General features: G+C 49.3%; 19 protein-coding genes and 1 tRNA gene. 11 read left to right on the top strand and 9 right to left on the bottom strand.

Going from position 1 to position 17,403, the window contains the following annotated elements; all coding sequences use genetic code 11:
- Positions 1-18 precede the first annotated feature (18 nt).
- The 6 genes from FOE74_RS19280 to FOE74_RS19255 form a co-directional block, all read right to left on the bottom strand.
- On the bottom strand, positions 19-270 hold the full coding sequence (locus FOE74_RS19280; RefSeq protein ID WP_149100277.1) for a hypothetical protein: 252 nt from the start codon (positions 268-270) through the stop codon (positions 19-21).
- Positions 271-561: 291 nt separating this feature from the next.
- Complete coding sequence (locus tag FOE74_RS19275; RefSeq protein ID WP_192576639.1) at positions 562-876, bottom strand: hypothetical protein; 315 nt, start codon at positions 874-876, stop codon at positions 562-564.
- Between the two features lie 371 nt (positions 877-1,247).
- Positions 1,248-1,580: a hypothetical protein gene (locus FOE74_RS19270; protein ID WP_149100275.1), complete on the bottom strand. Its 333-nt coding sequence runs from the start codon at positions 1,578-1,580 to the stop codon at positions 1,248-1,250.
- Positions 1,581-2,042: 462 nt separating this feature from the next.
- Entirely contained in the window at positions 2,043-2,366 is a 324-nt protein-coding gene (locus FOE74_RS19265; protein ID WP_149100274.1) for a hypothetical protein, read from the bottom strand.
- A gap of 104 nt (positions 2,367-2,470) precedes the next feature.
- Positions 2,471-2,842, bottom strand: coding sequence for a hypothetical protein (locus FOE74_RS19260; RefSeq protein WP_149100273.1), 372 nt, complete (start codon positions 2,840-2,842; stop codon positions 2,471-2,473).
- A 554-nt stretch (positions 2,843-3,396) separates the two neighbouring features.
- Positions 3,397-3,468, bottom strand: a tRNA-Arg gene (locus FOE74_RS19255).
- 174 nt (positions 3,469-3,642) lie between these two features.
- Between FOE74_RS19255 and FOE74_RS19250 the strand changes: the two genes are divergently transcribed.
- Positions 3,643-4,062: an organic hydroperoxide resistance protein gene (locus tag FOE74_RS19250; protein WP_149100272.1), complete on the top strand. Its 420-nt coding sequence runs from the start codon at positions 3,643-3,645 to the stop codon at positions 4,060-4,062.
- 245 nt (positions 4,063-4,307) lie between these two features.
- Here the strand turns inward: FOE74_RS19250 and FOE74_RS19245 are convergent, their stop codons facing one another.
- The gene (locus FOE74_RS19245; RefSeq protein ID WP_149100271.1) at positions 4,308-5,120 is read right to left on the bottom strand and encodes an alpha/beta hydrolase; all 813 of its coding nucleotides are present in this window, start codon (positions 5,118-5,120) and stop codon (positions 4,308-4,310) included.
- Positions 5,121-5,273: 153 nt separating this feature from the next.
- Here FOE74_RS19245 and FOE74_RS19240 point away from each other — a divergent pair, with 153 nt between their 5' ends.
- The 6 genes from FOE74_RS19240 to FOE74_RS19215 all read left to right on the top strand — a co-directional run bounded on the left by FOE74_RS19240 (position 5,274) and on the right by FOE74_RS19215 (position 11,060).
- A complete protein-coding gene (locus FOE74_RS19240; RefSeq protein WP_149100270.1) occupies positions 5,274-5,978 on the top strand; it encodes an esterase family protein in 705 nt (234 codons plus the stop codon).
- A gap of 17 nt (positions 5,979-5,995) precedes the next feature.
- Positions 5,996-6,994, top strand: coding sequence for an ATP-grasp domain-containing protein (locus tag FOE74_RS19235; RefSeq protein WP_149100269.1), 999 nt, complete (start codon positions 5,996-5,998; stop codon positions 6,992-6,994).
- A 33-nt stretch (positions 6,995-7,027) separates the two neighbouring features.
- Positions 7,028-8,131 carry a carboxylate-amine ligase gene (locus tag FOE74_RS19230; protein ID WP_149100268.1) on the top strand — a complete coding sequence of 368 codons (1,104 nt, stop codon included), beginning with the start codon at positions 7,028-7,030 and terminating at the stop codon, positions 8,129-8,131.
- An 85-nt stretch (positions 8,132-8,216) separates the two neighbouring features.
- Positions 8,217-9,044, top strand: a complete 828-nt coding sequence (locus FOE74_RS19225) for a type 1 glutamine amidotransferase (protein WP_149100267.1) — start codon at positions 8,217-8,219, stop codon at positions 9,042-9,044.
- Positions 9,041-10,228 carry a circularly permuted type 2 ATP-grasp protein gene (locus tag FOE74_RS19220; protein WP_149100266.1) on the top strand — a complete coding sequence of 396 codons (1,188 nt, stop codon included), beginning with the start codon at positions 9,041-9,043 and terminating at the stop codon, positions 10,226-10,228. Before FOE74_RS19225 ends, FOE74_RS19220 begins: the two co-directional genes overlap by 4 nt.
- Before the next feature lie 148 nt (positions 10,229-10,376).
- Positions 10,377-11,060: a hypothetical protein gene (locus FOE74_RS19215; RefSeq protein WP_149100265.1), complete on the top strand. Its 684-nt coding sequence runs from the start codon at positions 10,377-10,379 to the stop codon at positions 11,058-11,060.
- Positions 11,061-11,249: 189 nt separating this feature from the next.
- Here FOE74_RS19215 and sucC read toward each other — a convergent pair whose 3' ends face one another.
- Positions 11,250-12,446 carry an ADP-forming succinate--CoA ligase subunit beta gene (sucC, locus tag FOE74_RS19210; protein WP_149100264.1) on the bottom strand — a complete coding sequence of 399 codons (1,197 nt, stop codon included), beginning with the start codon at positions 12,444-12,446 and terminating at the stop codon, positions 11,250-11,252.
- A 688-nt stretch (positions 12,447-13,134) separates the two neighbouring features.
- Here sucC and FOE74_RS19205 point away from each other — a divergent pair.
- Positions 13,135-13,821 (top strand): ABC transporter ATP-binding protein, encoded by a 687-nt coding sequence (locus tag FOE74_RS19205; protein ID WP_149100263.1) that lies wholly within the window; start codon positions 13,135-13,137, stop codon positions 13,819-13,821.
- Positions 13,822-13,947: 126 nt separating this feature from the next.
- On the opposite strand, the gene FOE74_RS19200 is transcribed toward FOE74_RS19205, so the two are convergent.
- Positions 13,948-15,177, bottom strand: a complete 1,230-nt coding sequence (locus FOE74_RS19200; protein WP_149100262.1) for an MFS transporter — start codon at positions 15,175-15,177, stop codon at positions 13,948-13,950.
- A gap of 125 nt (positions 15,178-15,302) precedes the next feature.
- Between FOE74_RS19200 and FOE74_RS19195 the strand changes: the two genes are divergently transcribed.
- The 3 genes from FOE74_RS19195 (at position 15,303) to FOE74_RS19185 (ending at position 17,314) form a co-directional block, all read left to right on the top strand.
- Positions 15,303-15,611, top strand: a complete 309-nt coding sequence (locus FOE74_RS19195) for an HNH endonuclease (protein ID WP_149100261.1) — start codon at positions 15,303-15,305, stop codon at positions 15,609-15,611.
- A gap of 107 nt (positions 15,612-15,718) precedes the next feature.
- Positions 15,719-16,777 (top strand): DUF6687 family protein, encoded by a 1,059-nt coding sequence (locus FOE74_RS19190; RefSeq protein WP_149100260.1) that lies wholly within the window; start codon positions 15,719-15,721, stop codon positions 16,775-16,777.
- Positions 16,778-16,915: 138 nt separating this feature from the next.
- On the top strand, positions 16,916-17,314 hold the full coding sequence (locus FOE74_RS19185; RefSeq protein ID WP_149100259.1) for a hypothetical protein: 399 nt from the start codon (positions 16,916-16,918) through the stop codon (positions 17,312-17,314).
- Positions 17,315-17,403 lie beyond the last annotated feature (89 nt).

The following is a 17,403-nucleotide window of genomic DNA, read 5'->3' as shown; positions in this document are numbered from 1 at the left end:
CCTACCGGAGTGCCTGCTTTAGCTGAGCAAAACCACCTTGTTATTGCGGTAAATGTCAATGCCCACCCGGGTCAGGTTTTTAATGCTGATTCTCACCTCATAGGTGATGCGTTCCCCGTTCTCCTCGCATGTAAAGGTATGGTTCTCGCCCAGCAGCGATTTCTTCTCTGACACAATTTCGCCGTTGTACTTGATGGTCTCTTTGCCATTAAAAGAATTATCTACCTCAATTTTGGCAGTATCTGAAATATGCAGGGTTAACACGTTCATAGAGGACAGTTTCTTCGAGAATTGGTTCAGGGGCCACCACCAAAGCGGTAATGACAGAAGATTAGTCTCTTGAACGGTGAAAATATTACAGCCAACCATGCCCTCTTTTCCCAAATCAGCTACTTTATTGGCTTAGCCTTTTGGAGAACCGGGCGGAAGGGAGGATTACCTGCTGTTTTAAGCAAAACAGCGACAAACAATATAGCCTTACGGAGAGGAAGGGGAGGTCTGGAGAAAGGGCAAATAGGTAAGGTTTTTCAGGAACCCTTAGCTAGGCAAGGCAATCGTTTATCAATGGGAAGGCACGAATTCTCCCTCGGCCATGGGTTCTTCATAGTACCTGCGGGAGATCATCCATTTCACTGAGGCTATGTTCTGGTTCACGAGCGAATCCTGGTAAAAACGGGTCTGGGCCGTGGTGTAAGAGTCGGCCGCGTGCTGCATCTTGAGCTCCTGGAAACAGTTCTGGTTTTCCTGAGTCAAACGACCCGCCTTCTTGATTTCCTGCCCAGATTTGGTCTTGATCACCAGCGCGTAAATGCCTTCCACGTCGTCGGTGAAACACATCTTAAAGGTCTTCTGGTCCAAAACCTCAAAGGAGGTCATCTGGAAAGAAGTCCCCTTTTTATTGGAGCAGCTTAGTAGACACATAACCAGGAGACATAGCAGGAGATTTTTCATGGGTGGTACTGGAGGTAAAACAGGTGCTTTGGTGGCGGCTTCGGCTTCTAAGCCCTGCCAGGGCCAATGCCGAAGCCGAGATGCGTGCCCAAAGGTACGTATTACTTCCTGGACCAGAAAAGTTCTCCTGCAACAAGCTCCCGTGGAATAACCAACGCCAGCAAGGCCCTACTGTTAGAGCTTTGCTGGCGTTGGTTTAGGTATTTTGGCAAGCCTAAAATACTTAAGTCAGGAGGGGCTTTTGGTGCGCCCTTGCGGGGAGACACATCTTCTCTGCCGGTTTCTTTTTTGGTGGGTTAGTTGTATTTGTCAGACGCCACTGGTACGGTTCCCGCAGAGGTTCCGTTGAGCAAGAACGTGAGCACTGATCTTCCAAACCAAAGGCCGTCTTCCACACCGCCATTCTCTACCTCTTCTTTGGAGAGGTCCAACATTTTAGAGAGGAACTCCAAGCGAGAATAAGACGGGTGGGTTTCTGCAGTGGCCTGCACCAGCTGGCCAAGTACCTGCTTGGTTTCTGCCAAGGCTTCTAAGATGACAGGCACAGTGTCTGAGGCCTCGGGCATGTGGTTTTCCAATACCTCCAACAGATTTTGAAGGCGCTGGGTGGTTTCTTCGTTTAATTCCATAATTCAATGCTTCCTATTAACAGGCTGTTTTTCAGTAATTAGACCAAAACTGTTCTTTCTCAAGACCAGCAGCCAAGGCTAAGCTGCCCTTCGACTCGCCCTGCTTTTTGGCAAGGAGTTTTGGCGCTGGTGGTCAGTTTATTAGACTGTAAAGAAACTACATTGGCCGCTAATAAATAAGGGATTGTTCAAATTCTTCAGGAAAATTTGGCAAAGGAGAAGAAGGTAGGAAAATAGGTAGATGCAATTCGCCCCTCAAAATATCCTTAGACCTCAAAAAGCAGCGGAGCCCTAAACTAAACTTTTAAGCAGGAGACGGTTGCCCCAAAGGGTGGAGCGTTCCTGGGGCAGGGTTCCAAGCCTGCCTGGTTTCCCTGCCCCAAGGGTGCCCGGGTATTGGAAGACGTTCTTTTGCCACCTTTTTTAGTTTAATTTAGACACTTTCAGGAGGGAGGTTAAGGATTATTTCTCTTTAAGGGAAGAAGGCCCGGCCGAGGTGCCATCCAGAAAAAAGGAAATCACTGATTTACCAAACCATAGCCCTTCCTGCACTCCCCCGTTTTTGATCTGGGTCTCTGCTAACTCCAGCATTTTGGTGAAATACAGGATCCGGTTGTGCGTATGCCCGTATTCTGTGGGGTTTTCCAGGAAGTGCCGTAACAGGTCTTTGGCCTCGTTCACCGCGGCCAACGAGAAGGTGTAAGCTACCAATCCTTCGTCTTGGCAAGATTCCAATTCCAGGTACAAGTCTTTTAAGCGAAGGAGAGCCGTTTCTTTTGATTCCATATTTTATACAATCTATTTTTATTCTATTCCATAAAAGAAGCAAATATTTTGCAGAATAAACCGGAAGTAGCTTTTCCTACCCATGAATGGGGAGAGAAACTGCTTTATTGGAAGGCCGACCTGGAAAAATCTGACAAAGAAATCTCCCCTAATCCGCCCGCTAGCCACTTGGCACCAGTTCTCTTCTCTCTTAAGCTTGTATGATCCAGGAGGAACGTCTTGAGGGCCATACGAGAAGCTGACACCGCTTCCTGGTGCCTCTGGTTCAGGACCAGAATCTTGGCCTCTAACACGCCAATCTGCGCTTGTAGCAGGACCACGGCTTCGGGGTGTTTTTCTTCAAAAAGACCTAATTCTGCATACGCTTGGTTTATTAGATAATTTACTTCCGATTTCTTGAGTTTATTTTGAGTAGATAATTGTACAAAATTTAGCAAAATTTCCAGTAGTATATCACTGCTTTGTTCCAGTTCCATGAAATAATTGTATGAACCGCTTACTATATAAATGTATATTAGCACTGTAAGCGTCTTTAAGGGCCGAATTTAGATAAATAGTGTTTTAAATATTTATTTATTTAACCGAATTTCCTCTTGTTAATTCAAAAAGTAGAAGTTTAACTATTCTTTCATCTTGAAGATAGAAAAAGATGGGCACAAATAAGGTTGAACTCATTATTGTTACACAAAAGAGGTAGGGCTGGAAAAGGTATTAGAAAGATAGCCTCCTACCTCTATAATTTTGCCTTTTGCCATTGCCTACAAAAAACTATTCTAGGTTGTATTGGCATGAAGTAGCCTTCAATTGCCTTTATAAAGAGTAAATATGGGGTTTTGGCCAATAAGAAAAAGTTCGGCTTCTTCAGAAGCAACATCAGAAGCAACAAGAGAATGTTGGATTCTCATTAGAGTTAAGGAATTGATTTTGCTCCCTTATCTTGTAATCACCCAGAATTTAGGCAAAGAAAAACCCCACCAGAGGATATCTAGCAGGGTTCTGGGTAATTTTCTTTCCGAAAGTTTTGAACTTGTGGCCGCGCCAGGAATCGAACCTGGATCGAGAGCTTCGGAAACTCCAATACTATCCGTTGTACTACGCGGCCCGGTATTGCGAGGGCAAATGTAGGAAATGCCGCGCAAGAAAGAAAGTGCCTCTGGCCGTTTTTTGCCCCTTTTCATAAAACGGGTCTAAAACGAGAGGGTAGAAGCTTGGTGGCTAACATTTTCGGCGTGAAACAGTTTATAAGAAAATCATTCCTTAACTCTAAAGAAACGCTATGAAAAGAGTGTATACGGCGGAAGTTACCGCTACCGGAGGCCGAAACGGCCAAGTGAAATCAACCGACGGAACCATTGACATGCCGGTGCGCCTGCCAGAGGGTTTGGGAGGCAAAGGGGGAGGCACCAACCCAGAGCAGTTGTTTGCTGCCGGCTATTCGGCCTGTTTCCAGAGTGCGCTGCAATTGGTGGCCAGTAAACAGAAGATAAGATTAGACGAGAATTCCACGGTTACCGCCCACGTAGGGCTTGATCAATTCGAAAACGGCGGGTATGGCCTGTCGGTGCAGCTAGACGTGAAGGTAGACGGAGTAGACAGAGCCAAGGCCGAGGAGCTGGTGCGCCAGGCGCATGAGGTTTGTCCGTATTCTGTGGGTACCCGCGGCAACATTGAGGTGCAGTTGAACGTGCTGGACTAACCTGCGCCTTCGCTGTTTCAGGCAGGTTTTCAATAAAACAGGGGCTATACAGGAGCACTGCTGAACAATAAGGCAGAGGCAGTTTTGCTATCCGAAGGAATTGATCGGCTGCAGGCCGAAGGGGTTGTTTTCAAGTACAATAACAAATAAAAAGGAGCAGATAGAGGCAATGGCCTTTTCTGCTCCTTTTTTAATAAACAGGCTGTAAACCACTGGGGGTAAATCAGAGCCCGTTGGGTATAAGGCTATTTACCGAAAGCCCATTGCAAAAACACGGGCATCATCCTACCCCAGGTGGCTACGTCATGCCGGCCGCCAATCAACTCGTAATAGGTCGCGTCTTGGTTCTTCTGGTAACCCTTCTGGTACAGCTCATAGATGAGGCTGGTAGTGTCATCTATGGAGTCAATGATGCCATTCTGGTTACGGTCAGATTTCTCGTCTTGCGTGCCGGCCTGAAACCAGAAGTGCAGATTAGGCTTTTCTGGGCTCTTGCTGACCAGGTCATGGACAATACGGTGCTGATCGGGGGCGTCTGCCTTGGCTTCCTGGCTGCGCCACCAGAACGCGCCGGAAAAAGCCCCAACGCGGGAAAAGATATGGGGGTGGCGCCAGGCAATGTCAAGGGCTGAAACGGCTCCCAAGGAAAAACCAATGATAGATGTACTGGAGAACGAGTAGAGGCTGGTTTCCGCGGAGATGGCGGGCAAAAGCTCCTGCACCACAAACTGACGGTATTTCTCAGCCTCAGCGCCGCGGCCTTTGTAATCTGGAGTACCGGATACCCCGAATTCCTGCAGACGGTCGCCCGCTTTGATGCCCACGGTAAGGATGGGGCAAAGGGATTTCCGTTTGTACAGCTGCTGCAGGATCTGGTCATACTGCATGGCAGGCAGGTCTTGGCCGTCATTCACCAGCAACAGGTGCGGGGGCTCTACCAAGCCCTCTAATTGAGGAAGGTACAGCACACATTCTACTTCTCTGTCTAATATTTCCGATTTCACCGTGAACTCCTCTACCTGGATACCCACCTCGGACACTATATATTCTAAAAGCATTTTTATTCAAAAAAAGATTCTGATACAAAGGTACTAGGCCTTCTGGCCAAATAAAAACTTCCCGGTTTTTTGCATTTTTTTATTAATAAGGGCAAAGAATGAATATCCTATTGTAAATCAACCACGTAACATAGCAGAATAAATCATAACCGTATGAAAGAGCAATATCATAAATGGTACTCCCAACAGTTGAGCCAAGACATAGAAATGCTGGTATTCGGCGACAGGGGCTATCCCGTTTTGCTTTTTCCTACGTCCAAGGGCCGGTACCATGAGAACAAAGATTTCAACCTCATAGAAAGCGCCGCCTGGTTTATCAATGAAGGGTTGGTAAAGATCTACTGCATTGATTCCATTGACAGCCTCAGTTGGTACAACAAAGACATTTCACCGGCAGACAGGGTCCGGAACCACATGTGGTATGACCAGATGCTGTACCAGGAGCTGGCTCCTTGGGCTATGCAAGAAACGGGCCAGGCTAAGGTATGTGTGGCCGGCTGTAGCTTTGGCGGCTACCACGCAGCCAACTTCGCCTTTAAACACCCAGACCGGGTTAGCCACCTGTTCAGCATGAGCGGGGCCTTTGACATCCGCGACCAGTTGGACGGGTTTTTCAATGAGGACGCCTATTACAACAACCCTGTTGATTTTCTGAGGCACGCCACTGATCCGGCCTTATGGCAGCTGAAGATCATCCTGGGTACTTCTGATCAGGACATCTGCAAAGAATCTAATTTAATCTTATCCGCAATCTTAAACGGAAAGGGCATCTCTCACTGGCTGGACGTACGGCCCAACGCCGTGCATGACTGGTCTGTCTGGCGCGAGATGTTTCCGCACTACTTATCTCAGATCTAATGGTAACTGTAAGCACTATGAAAAAAATAGGAATCCTTTTCGGGCAGGAGAAAACCTTTCCGCAGGCCTTCGTGGACCGGGTGAATCAAAAAGGTGGGCAAAACATCACGGCTGAGTTCGTGCAGATAGACAAGGTGGTGCAGGGCGAAGGGCCCGGCTATGATGTCATTGTGGACCGTATCTCGCAGAGCGTGCCTTTTTACCGGGCCATGCTCAAGAATGCGGCCATGGCCGGTACCGCCGTCATCAACAACCCCTTCTGGTGGAGCGCCGATGAGAAGTTCTTCAACAACGCCCTGGCGGTGAAGCTGGGGGTACCGGTGCCAAAAACCGTTTTGCTGCCCTCCCGTGACATGCCCGACGATACCACCGAGAACTCCTTTAGGAACCTGAGCTTTCCCTTAGATTGGGACAGCATCTTTTCCTACGTGGGGTTCCCGGCCTATATGAAACCCTATGACGGTGGTGGCTGGCGCGATGTCTACAAACTGCACGACCCTCAGGATTTCTTTGACAAGTACAACCAGACGGGTCAGTTGGTTATGATGCTGCAGGAAGAGATCATCTTTGATGATTATTTCAGGTGCTATTGCATTGGCGGAGAGCACGTGCGCATCATGCAGTACGAGCCCCGCAACCCGCACCACCTGCGTTATGAGCACGGCAAGGCACCGGCCGCCAAAGCCCTGCTGGACAAAGTAAAAGACTACGTGATCAAACTGAACCAGTACCTGGGCTATGACTTCAATACCGTGGAGTTTGCCATCAGAGACGGGGTGCCGTACGCCATTGACTTCTGTAACCCGGCCCCCGATGCAGAATACACCAGCGTGGGCGAGGAGAACTTTGAATGGGTGGTAGAGACAGCCGCTTCCTATGCCATTGAAAGGGCTAAAAACCACAAGCCAGGGGCAGATAACCTTACGTGGGGCAAGTATGTCTCTTCCGGTGCCGCCAAGGCCCCCTTGGTAACCGAAGCCACCAATGGAAAAAGCATGGCCAAAGCCTCTAAATAAGCGCACATCTCCACACTATAAAACCGGTGTACTATGAATGATTTCACCCTGGGAGTTGAAGAAGAGTTCATGGTGGTAGATCCCGTAACCCGGGAGCTTACCTCGCATGACCAGAAGATTGTAGATGCCGCTCAAAAAATTCATGAAGACCAGGTAAAAGCAGAGATGCACCAGGCGGTAGTGGAGGTGGGCACCAATATCTGCCGTAACATAGAGGAAGCGCGGGCCGAGGTCACCAAACTGCGCCGCACCGTGGCCTCATTGGCCGGGGAGTTGGGGCTGCGCATTGGGGCCGCCGGTACGCACCCTTTTTCGCACTGGCAGCACCAGCTCATCACTGACCACCCGCGCTATTTTGACATTGTGAATGAATTGCAGGAGGCCGCCCGTTCCAACCTTATCTTCGGGCTGCACGTGCACGTAGGGTTCCAGTCGCGGGAAATGGCGATCAACATTGCCAACGGGGTGCGTTATTTTCTGCCGCACGTGTACGCCCTGTCTACCAACTCCCCGTTCTGGGAAGGCCGTAACACCGGGTACAAGTCCTTCCGGACCAAGGTGTTCGATAAATTCCCCAGAACGGGCATTCCAGACTATTTCCAGAACATTGAAGAGTATGACAACTACATCAAGCTGCTGGTAAAAACCAATTGCATTGACAACGCCAAGAAAATCTGGTGGGACGTGCGGGTGCATCCCTTCTTTGACACCATTGAGTTCAGGATCTGCGACTGCCCCATGCTAGTGGACGAGACCATTGCGTTTACGGCCATTTTTCAGGCAATCTGTGCCAAACTGTACAAGCTGCGCATGCAGAACCTGAAGTTCATCACCTATTCGCGGGCCCTCATCAACGAGAACAAATGGCGGGCCGCCCGCTACGGCATAGATGGCAAGATGATTGACTTTGGGCGGGAGTTGGAGGTGAATACCCGGGCGCTGATCCTGGAGTTGCTTGATTTTATTGATGATGTGGTAGATGAGTTAGGCAGCCGCCATGAGATAAACTATGTGCACCAAATCCTGGAGCACGGCACCGGCGCAGACCGGCAATTAGAAGTCTTCAACAGAAACCAAAGCTTCACAGATGTAGTAGACTACATCACCTCGCAGACTTTGCAAGGGGTTGATATTTAAGTAGATAAAATAAACAAACAGGTTTTTGTACTGTTATTTAAGAAGTACAATTTGTAGCTTTGTGTTTTAATTGAGTTTCCATAAAATGAGTATAAAAGTAGCCATCCTTGATATGTATGACGGTCATGCCAACCAAGGCATGAAATGCATCAAGGATATATTGAAAAAGTACCGGAACAACCATTCCGTTGATTTAACCTTTGAGGTGTTTGACGTGCGGGCTAAGAACGAACTGCCCGACACCAGTTTTGATATCTATATCTCTACCGGTGGTCCCGGAAGCCCTGTAGAGAGTGAAGGGTCTGCCTGGGAGAACAGCTATTTTGCTTTCATAGATGAGTTAGAGGCCATCAACCGTGACCCTAACCGTTCCGACAAAAAGTTTGGGTTCTTTATCTGCCATTCCTTCCAGTTAATGTGCCGGAAGTATCAGTTGGGCAAAGTAGCAAAAAGACGGTCAACCTCCTTCGGGATTTTCCCCATCTATAAAACAGACCAGTGGGACCAGGAAGAGATCTTCAGCGGTACTGAAGAAACCTTTTACGCAGTAGACAGCCGTGACTGGCAGGTGATTGAGCCAGATGAGGCCCAGTTTGAGAAAACCGGCGCTAAATTGCTGGCCATTGAGAAAGAGCGGACTCATGTGGACCTGGAGCGCTGCATGATGGCCATCCGGTTTAATGACTATTTCTTCGGCACCCAGTTCCACCCCGAGGCAGACCCTATTGGCATGCGCACGTATCTGTTGGAAGAGGAAAACAAGGAGCGGGTCATCAAACACCACGGCGAGAAAAAGTACTATGAGATGCTTCACTTACTGGAGAACCCGGTAGAACTGGAACTGACCAGGAAAGAAATCATCCCGTCTTTCATTCACAATGCCATCACCAGTATGCTGAGCCAGGAAGTATGATCAAAGCGCTAAGGGAGAAATACAACGCGGCCTTTACTCCAGAGGTATACCAGGCTTTGCTGGAAGAACTAAACCGGCAACAAGGGAAACCTCTGGGGTTCAGGGTGGCCGAAACTCCGGTTTTCTTAGACCAGGAGTTTACGCAGAAGCTGGTTTCAGCCGGTGATGCGTTGGTTTCCACTATCCTTAGAGAAGATTTCAAGCAACTCACAGAAAAAGCCATCCCACAGGAGTGGAAGACGGCCCATGAAAACGAGCAGCCCCATTTCCTCACCTTTGACTTCGCCGTTTGCCGTGATGACCAAGGAAAGCTCACACCCCGGCTGATTGAATTGCAGGGCTTTCCGTCTTTGTATGGTTTTCAGGCAGAATTGGCCAAGCAGTTCAAAAACCACTTCCCCGTAACTAGTTCATTCACGCCTTTTTTTCAGCACCAGACAGAGCAAGAGTATTTTGACTTGCTCAGACGCACTATCATAGGCCACCACCAGCCCCAGGAGGTGGTCTTGTTGGACATCAACGCCAAAGAACAAAAAACGGCCGTTGATTTCTACATCACCGCTCGGCATTTGGGGTTAGAGATAATCGCTCTGGAGGAATTGAGACAGGTAGGGGACCAGTTCTTCTATACCAGGGAGGGTGAAGACCAACTAGTCAGGAAAATCTATAACCGGCTTATCTTTGATGAGGTGGAGAACCGGGCTGAAGCTTTCCAAAACGTGCCTGACCTCTTGACCAGTGATCAGGTGGAATGGGTGGGGCACCCTAACTGGTTTTACCGCATCAGCAAATACACCATGCCTTTTCTGGAAAGTGAATTTGTGCCTAAAACCAGGTTTCTCTCAGAGGTAGAAACGTTGCCTGCCAATCTCTCCGACTACGTGCTTAAACCGCTTTTCTCTTTTGCGGGACAGGGTGTGATCATTGATGTCACTGCCTCTGACATTGCTTCTGTCAATGACCCGGAAAACTGGATTTTGCAGGAAAAAGTCAGATATGAGCCTGTGATCCAGGCCCCAGATGGATTGGTGAAATGCGAGATACGCCTCATGTACCTGTGGCCGGATGGTGATGAAAAACCTACCTTGGCCATCAACCTGGCCCGCCTGAGCCGGGGCAAGATGATTGGCGTGCGCTACAACAGTGATTTTGACTGGGTAGGCGGTACGGTTTGCCTGTTTTAAGGCTCGGAAGCTTTAAGGCAAATCTGCGCTTACCAGAAAAGGTGTTTCTGTAGCAATAGGCTCAAGTTTCAGTAGCTTCATCTAAAACAAGTCTTGTGGTATGTGAATCCTAGGCTTCCCTTTACTTTTGGTTTGTAAACCTGATGCTATGAAAGCTACCTATATTCTACTTGTCTTATTTTCTTTGCTTTTGAAAAGTGGAAAAGCTTTTTGCCAGAGTGAGGAAGATGATGTAGAAATAGAAAAGCTTCGAATCCATCTAGCACCCTTGAATTTGTTTGATCCCACTTCAGGAGTTTTGCAACTTGGTTTTCAGAAGCCCTTCCACCAGAGGTTTTCGCTCTCCTTAGACCATGGAGTTAAATTAAGGGTTCTCAGGTGGGGTGTTTCTGAAAAAAAGGAACATTCTTATTCCAAAACTAAAGCCGAGCTAAAGTATTTTTTTGGGGTAAATAGCAGACCTGCCTGGTCAAGAGTCTTTCCTTATCTCTCCATTGAGGGAATGTATTTTCCCCAAGAATATATTAGGGAGGATAATTGGGTATACAGGGGCGGTACCTATTACAGGTTCGACTATTCTTCTGTTACTAGGCCTGTGTGGGTGGTTAGCCTCAAGTTTGGAAAGGAGACCAGGTACCGCAAAGTAGTCTTGGATAAATTCATTGGTATAGGCCTTAGACGACTTTCCATCAAACATCAGGCGGTTGGGGAGCGGGAAGACTTCTATGATCATGACGACTGGTCTGTTGCCACCAGTGATTTAGAAGAAGGAATTTTCTATAAAATCCACCTTTCCCTTGGTGTGAAATTTGGATATCCATTTTACCGGTGATTTCTGTCATTACCTATTTTTAAAGGGTGTTTTAAGCCAAAAGAACTCCAAGGAAATCCATTTATTCTTCCGCGCCTTTAAATTTGTTAAAAAGGGAGTAGGGAATTCTCAGAATATCTGCTTTAAAACAAGAAAGCCTTCCTGGAAAACAGGAAGGCTTTCTTTAGGTGATTTAAGAAGAACTACAACTTAAGCAGTGGCTAGAACTTCTTTTACTTTCTGGGCAGCGTCTTTCAGAAGAACGGCAGAGAATACTTTCAAGCCAGACTCATCAATGATGCGGGCGCCTTCTTCGGCGTTGGTGCCTTGCAGACGGACAATGATAGGCACGTTGATGTCGCCAATGTTCTTGTAAGCTTCCACCACGCCGTTGGCAACCCGGTCGCAACGTACAATACCCCCGAAGATGTTGATCAGGATGGCTTTCACGTTAGGGTCTTGCAGGATCAGACGGAAACCAGCTTCTACGGTCTGCGCGTTGGCTCCACCTCCTACGTCCAGGAAGTTGGCTGGCTCACCACCGGAAAGCTTGATGATGTCCATAGTAGCCATGGCCAGACCAGCACCGTTCACCATACAGCCTACGTTACCGTCCAGCTTCACATAGTTCAGGTTGCTTTTGCTGGCTTCCACTTCCAAAGGATCTTCCTCGGCGGTGTCGCGCAGGTCAGCCAAGTCTTTGTGGCGGAACAGAGCGTTATCGTCTAGGTCCACTTTGCCGTCTACGGCCAAAATCTTGTTGTCAGAGGTCTTCAACACCGGGTTGATCTCAAACATGGCGGCATCTGTGTCCACGTACGCTTTGTACAGGTTGGTCACGAATTTCACCATTTCTTTGAACGCCTCACCCTCTAACCCGAAGGCGAAGGCTACTTTACGGGCCTGGAAGCCTTGCAGGCCAACGGCTGGGTCAATCCACTCTTTGAAGATTTTGTCTGGGGTGTGCTCCGCTACTTCCTCAATGTCCATGCCGCCCTCGGTAGAGGCCATGATCACGTTCATCGCCTTGGCGCGGTCCAGCAAGATGCTCAGATAATATTCTTTTGGCTCAGAATCGCCGGGATAATATACATCCTGGGCTACCAATACCTTGTTTACTTTTTTACCCTCAGGGCCGGTTTGGTGGGTAATCAACTGCATGCCAATGATCTGGCCGGCAATCTCTTTCACCTGCTCCAGGTTTTTCGCCAATTTCACCCCGCCGCCTTTACCACGACCGCCCGCATGAATCTGGGCTTTGATAACGTGCCAGCCTGTGCCGGTTTCCTCGGTTAAACGCTTAGCCGCCGCTACCGCCTCTTCAGGGGTCTCTGCTACTATGCCTTCCTGAATTCTAACGCCGTAGCGTTTCAGAATGTCTTTCGCCTGGTACTCGTGTATATTCATGAGGTTAGGTTGATGTTTTTAGGTGCACGAAAGTAAGGTATACGGGTAACTTTTCAAAGGCCGCCCCACGCCCAGTCTTTAGTCCTTAGTCCTGAGTTGAGAGTTCTGGGTTAATTTTCTGAAATAAAAGCGTCTTGTTTCAGGCACATTCTTCAGGAAAAAGGCCATAAATACACTTTTGAATCTTTCCCCTGGCGTATACTGCCTGCTTGTGCCAAGTGAAGGATGGTTTTTTAATAAGTTAAGTTGGTTGTACTCCAGGTACACCCTATTGGTTTTGGTTTTGCCTGCAGAATCTTTCACTTGGTGCAGCAAGGTTATCCGAAGGTGCTGTTCCAAGCTTCCACCTCATTTTTGCCATTTTCAAAAGAGTTTGTAGGGAACTCAAATGGCAGGAAGAATGGCCGCTACCAATCGCGCGCAAGATCCTTTTCGGATGAAAAAAAAGAAAGATGGAGGTGAAAACTCCCAATAGCTCAAGCAAACCATACCAAAGAAAGCATTTCAAAGCCATTTTCCAGAAAACGCTTTATAAACCCACTACCCAACAACTCAGAGTTCAAGACTCACGACTCAAGACTCAGAACTCCCCCAAAGAACCCATTCCACCTTTGTCACGTTGAGACGCAGAAGGGTTATTTTCCCTTTGGGTTGCAAATGCCGCCCCTTCCTTATTGTTTTGCAGTACATGAGTATAGAGAAACCAGTTTTGTTGGAGGCCCGCGGGCTGTTCAAGGCGTACGGAAAGCTTCCCGTACTCAAGGGCATTGATCTGACCATCGGCGAAGCCGAGATTGTTTCCATTGTAGGAGCCTCGGGAGCCGGCAAAAGCACACTGCTGCATTTATTGGGCACCTTAGACGCGCCAGACGCCGGAGACGTGTACCTGCACGGCCAAAAGATTTCCGGGATGAGCAACAAAGAAGTAGCCCGCTTTCGAAACCGCAACATTGGCTTCATCTTCCAATTCCACAACCTGTTGCCCGAGTTCACTGCCCTGGAAAACGTGTGTTTGCCCGGTTTCCTGGCCAATAGACCGGAGAAGGAAGTGGAAACCCGCGCCAAAGAACTGCTGACCATGCTGGGCCTGGGCCACCGCCTGGACCACAAACCCTCTGAGATGAGCGGGGGCGAGCAGCAGCGGACTGCCGTAGCCAGAGCGCTGATCAATTCGCCCAAACTGATTTTCGCCGATGAGCCCTCCGGGAACCTGGATTCCAAAAACGCTGAGGAACTCCACCAGATTTTCTTCAAGCTGCGCGAAGACCTGGGCCAGACCTTCGTGCTGGTCACCCACAACCCCGTGCTAGCCGACATGGCCGACCGTAAACTCACCATGAAAGACGGTTTCCTGTTACAGCCCGAAGAAGTATAGAAGACTTTATCTAAGTAACGAATCTATAAAAGCCGAAAAGCGCCTGTTTTCTGAAAACAGGCGCTTTTCGGCTTTTATAGATTTACCTGGACTCAAGACTCAGAACTCAAGACTCAGAACTTTAGACTAGCTCACTTGTTTCAACTTCATCACCACCCACATAGAAACCAGGGTGAAAACGGTGGCAATGATGCCCACGGTGCCAAAGTGCTGCAGTTGCTGGGTACCAGGGTCGTTGGAAATCACCAAGCCTGCCAGGAAAGCGGCCAGGCCCGAGGCCAATTGCTGCACCGAGGAGTTCACGCTCATAAAGGAGCCCCGCAGCCGAGGTTCAATGCTGGAAGTCACCAAAGACATGGCCGGTACAAACCTAGCCCCGAAAAAGATAAAGAAGAAGGTGGTCACGACGAATGCCTGCCAGTGCGGCACCTGGGGTAGGTGGGTCACCACTAGGATAGGCGCCACCGACAAAAGAGCGGCAATCATAAACACTTTCTTCTTGCCGTAGGCATCAGAGAGCCTGCCCGCCAGTTGGGAGGTGACCACCGTGGCCAATCCCCCGAAGAGGTAAATATAACTCAGTTCAGCTTCCTCAAAACCCACATTAGCCACCATGTACGGGCTCAGGAAAGGCACCACCGTAAAACCAGCCAAAGACAGGGTAACCATCAGGGCGAAGGCCCATAAACAATTGGAGCGCCTGAAAATAGTGCCCAATACCTGCGCCGGGTGCTGCGGAACGTGGTGCAGCAGGTGTTCGCGCATAGGAGGCAACACCCGCCAGGTGAGCACCAGCACCAGCACACTGATGGCCGTGAGCAGGTAAAACGGGGCGTGCCAACTGGCGTGGCTGGCCAGGTACAACCCAATTGGAATCCCACCAATGGAGGCCACGGAAAAGGCTGCCATCACCTTACCGGTGGCAGCTCCCCGTCGCTCTTCCGGCACAGAATCGCCTATGATGGCCAATACCAGCGCCCCCAGCACGCCCCCAAAGGCGCCAGCCAGAATACGCGCGATCAGCAGAAACGAAAACGTGGGAGCCAGGGCGCAGGCCAGCGTACCTAAGGTGAATCCCAGATAAAGGCCCAGCAAGGCGTTTTTACGGTCAAAGCGGTCAATGAAAAAAGCACTTAGAATACCCGAAAAGGCGGCGCTGAAAGTATACGCAGAAACCAGAAACCCAAACTCCCGCGGACTGATCTGGAAAACCCGCATGAGCTGTGGCCCCAACGGCATCATGATCACAAAGTCCATGATGTGCGTAAATTGGATAGCTGCCAGTATGAACAGCAACCATTTTTCGCTTAACGCCGGCGTGGTGGCAGAAGGAGTGGCAGAAGAAGAGGATGTCATATTATAAATAAAATAGCCCCACCGGGACAAAAGCTTTACGGTCCTCAAACATACAGAGTTGGTTTCTGACTGGTATATTAAAAGTTTGTTACGATGTTTGTTGGGCGTTGGCAGCAAAGCAGAGCATGGCAAAAAAGACCAAAAAGATTGTGGAAAGCGCAAGCCCTGTGTGTGCCCTCTGTGAGCGTGAGGTAGGGTTTACCACCCTGCACCACCTGGTGCCCCGCGAGGAGGGAGGCAAACATGGGCCAACTGCTCCACTATGCCAGCCGTGCCACAGCACGGTGCACCTCACTTTCTCCAACAAGGAGCTGGCGGTGCTCTACTCCTCTATTCAAGCCCTGCGCGCCGCCGAAGGTCTGCAAACGTACCTCCATTGGGTGCGCACCAAACGTTTAGATAAAATCACCAACCGCCGTGGCAAAAGAAAATAAACCTTAGGTTTGCGTTTTACGGCTTCTTTACCAGAAACAGCTTCTAAATGCCCTAACCTACTTGTCAGGTCCAGTCCTTCCCGGACCAAAATCCCAACCTTGAGTTTATGCAGCAGTTCACGTACCTTCCTTTTCCTCAGATAAAAAATACTCCCGCCGTGGTGGTAGACAGTTTTCACCCAAACGGCTTGGTGCTTTCCCACTGGCGAGAAGCCCCCACACCCGCCGCCCTAAGAGAAGACACCAGTGCCGGCATGGTACTGCAAGCCCTGAAACAGGAGTGGCCCGACCTGAAGAAATACCAGTTTGTGACGGCCAACCATTTTGACATTGATGCCTTGGTAGGGGTATGGGCCTTGCTGCACCCTGAACTGGCCTTGGCACACGAGGAAACGCTACGCCAAATGGCGATCATCGGGGATTTCAGGGAACTGGATTTGGAAGCGCCTCAGGCCATGGAGGCCTTGCAGCTGGTGTGCTGGATCAATAGCCAGGAGAAGGAGAGGTTCTACCCACCTTTCGGCGCCGAGGAATTAGAGGAGAATGAGGTGACCGCCTCTATCCCTAAATTTCACTATTTTCTGGAGAAGTTTGATCAGGTTCTGGTGAATCCTGCACTTTTCCGACCGGAGTGGGAGGCGGAGGTTTCTAAAGTTTTGGAAGGGTACAGGCAGGTGCACGGCAGCGAATCTAAAATAATCCAAGTCCGGGACCTAGGGTTGGTCATCATTGACACGCCCGCGCCTGTTCATTACTACGCCTTGTTCAGCGCTACGGCCGGGTATGACCTGGTGGTTTCCTGTTACCCTGGCCAAAGGTATGAGGTAGAGGCAAAATATACCACCTGGGTAGACCTGGACAGCAGACCTGCGCTTCCAAGGCCGGATTTTCGGCCTCTGGCCAGTCTTCTCACCACCCTGGAAACGTCTGACTTCGTCTGGACCGCAGACGGAATCACTGATACCGGCCCGCTGCTTCGGCTGGAGGGGGCACCCTTGACCAAGGCGCAACGCTACGGAAACCCCTTTGAGCGCACCATCTATCCTTCCTCCATAAGCCAGGAAAAATTCCTGCAGACGGTAACCGGCTATTTAAAGAATGCATTTTCAAAGACTGCTCCCAAAAAGAACTGGACCTGGGCTCAGATGAAAGCCTGGCAACCATAGAAATATAAATTTAAGGGCTTGATTTATTGGAGAATACCAGTTCATTGCTATATTTAAGAAATGAATAGCTGACGCGATGCCTCTTTCCGGAATCCATTTCCTAAACCACCAAGCATCTACAGCAATTTTGGTATTCCCATGAGTATTATTGCCCAGAATCTCTTTTATCAGATGCAGGTTGAGAGGGAAAGAAATCTGATTATCATAGAAGCCAAAGGGTGTTGGAATAGCCCTGAGGAGATCCCCTTCTATTTACTTCACCTGAAGGAAAGCCTTTCTCTGGTCCAACCTGGCTTTTCTGTCCTGTTTGACCTGCGGCAACTGGAAGAGTTTTCCCATGCGGTGCGTTTCTACCGGGTAGAGGCGCAGAAATTGATGCTGAGCGCCGGTATCTGCCAGCTGGTAGAAGTGCATGATCTCTCCAAAACAATGAGCCTTCTTTCCATGGCCATCGCCGAAGAAACCGGCATTCCCCTCAATATCTTTGATTGCCTGCAAGACGCCCGGGCCTGGCTCTCTGAACTGCGGCAGAGGTAGGAGCCGGTGGGCGAAGCATAACCAAAACGCTATATTCCCGTTTCTTAAGGAAGGTTCTCTACAAAGAGACACTGTTAAAGCGTTGCATC

Origin of the sequence: Rufibacter glacialis, assembly GCF_008271745.1 — a bacterium.
In the GTDB taxonomy this organism is placed as follows: Bacteria; Bacteroidota; Bacteroidia; order Cytophagales; family Hymenobacteraceae; genus Nibribacter; species Nibribacter glacialis.
Note: the sequence above shows the minus strand (reverse complement) of the source record. Positions and strands in the feature narration are given on the sequence as shown.

Coding starts and splice junctions, on each gene's coding strand:
- FOE74_RS19190 (WP_149100260.1), top strand. CDS start 15,719: ATGCAGCAGTTCACGTACCTTCCTTTTCCTCAGATAAAAAATACTCCC.
- FOE74_RS19280 (WP_149100277.1), bottom strand. CDS start 270: ATGAACGTGTTAACCCTGCATATTTCAGATACTGCCAAAATTGAGGTA.
- FOE74_RS19185 (WP_149100259.1), top strand. CDS start 16,916: ATGAGTATTATTGCCCAGAATCTCTTTTATCAGATGCAGGTTGAGAGG.
- FOE74_RS19270 (WP_149100275.1), bottom strand. CDS start 1,580: ATGGAATTAAACGAAGAAACCACCCAGCGCCTTCAAAATCTGTTGGAG.
- FOE74_RS19240 (WP_149100270.1), top strand. CDS start 5,274: ATGAAAGAGCAATATCATAAATGGTACTCCCAACAGTTGAGCCAAGAC.
- FOE74_RS19235 (WP_149100269.1), top strand. CDS start 5,996: ATGAAAAAAATAGGAATCCTTTTCGGGCAGGAGAAAACCTTTCCGCAG.
- FOE74_RS19230 (WP_149100268.1), top strand. CDS start 7,028: ATGAATGATTTCACCCTGGGAGTTGAAGAAGAGTTCATGGTGGTAGAT.
- FOE74_RS19220 (WP_149100266.1), top strand. CDS start 9,041: ATGATCAAAGCGCTAAGGGAGAAATACAACGCGGCCTTTACTCCAGAG.
- FOE74_RS19260 (WP_149100273.1), bottom strand. CDS start 2,842: ATGGAACTGGAACAAAGCAGTGATATACTACTGGAAATTTTGCTAAAT.
- FOE74_RS19265 (WP_149100274.1), bottom strand. CDS start 2,366: ATGGAATCAAAAGAAACGGCTCTCCTTCGCTTAAAAGACTTGTACCTG.
- FOE74_RS19200 (WP_149100262.1), bottom strand. CDS start 15,177: ATGACATCCTCTTCTTCTGCCACTCCTTCTGCCACCACGCCGGCGTTA.
- FOE74_RS19225 (WP_149100267.1), top strand. CDS start 8,217: ATGAGTATAAAAGTAGCCATCCTTGATATGTATGACGGTCATGCCAAC.
- FOE74_RS19275 (WP_192576639.1), bottom strand. CDS start 876: ATGACCTCCTTTGAGGTTTTGGACCAGAAGACCTTTAAGATGTGTTTC.
- FOE74_RS19215 (WP_149100265.1), top strand. CDS start 10,377: ATGAAAGCTACCTATATTCTACTTGTCTTATTTTCTTTGCTTTTGAAA.
- FOE74_RS19250 (WP_149100272.1), top strand. CDS start 3,643: ATGAAAAGAGTGTATACGGCGGAAGTTACCGCTACCGGAGGCCGAAAC.
- FOE74_RS19205 (WP_149100263.1), top strand. CDS start 13,135: ATGAGTATAGAGAAACCAGTTTTGTTGGAGGCCCGCGGGCTGTTCAAG.
- FOE74_RS19195 (WP_149100261.1), top strand. CDS start 15,303: ATGGCAAAAAAGACCAAAAAGATTGTGGAAAGCGCAAGCCCTGTGTGT.
- FOE74_RS19245 (WP_149100271.1), bottom strand. CDS start 5,120: ATGCTTTTAGAATATATAGTGTCCGAGGTGGGTATCCAGGTAGAGGAG.
- sucC (WP_149100264.1), bottom strand. CDS start 12,446: ATGAATATACACGAGTACCAGGCGAAAGACATTCTGAAACGCTACGGC.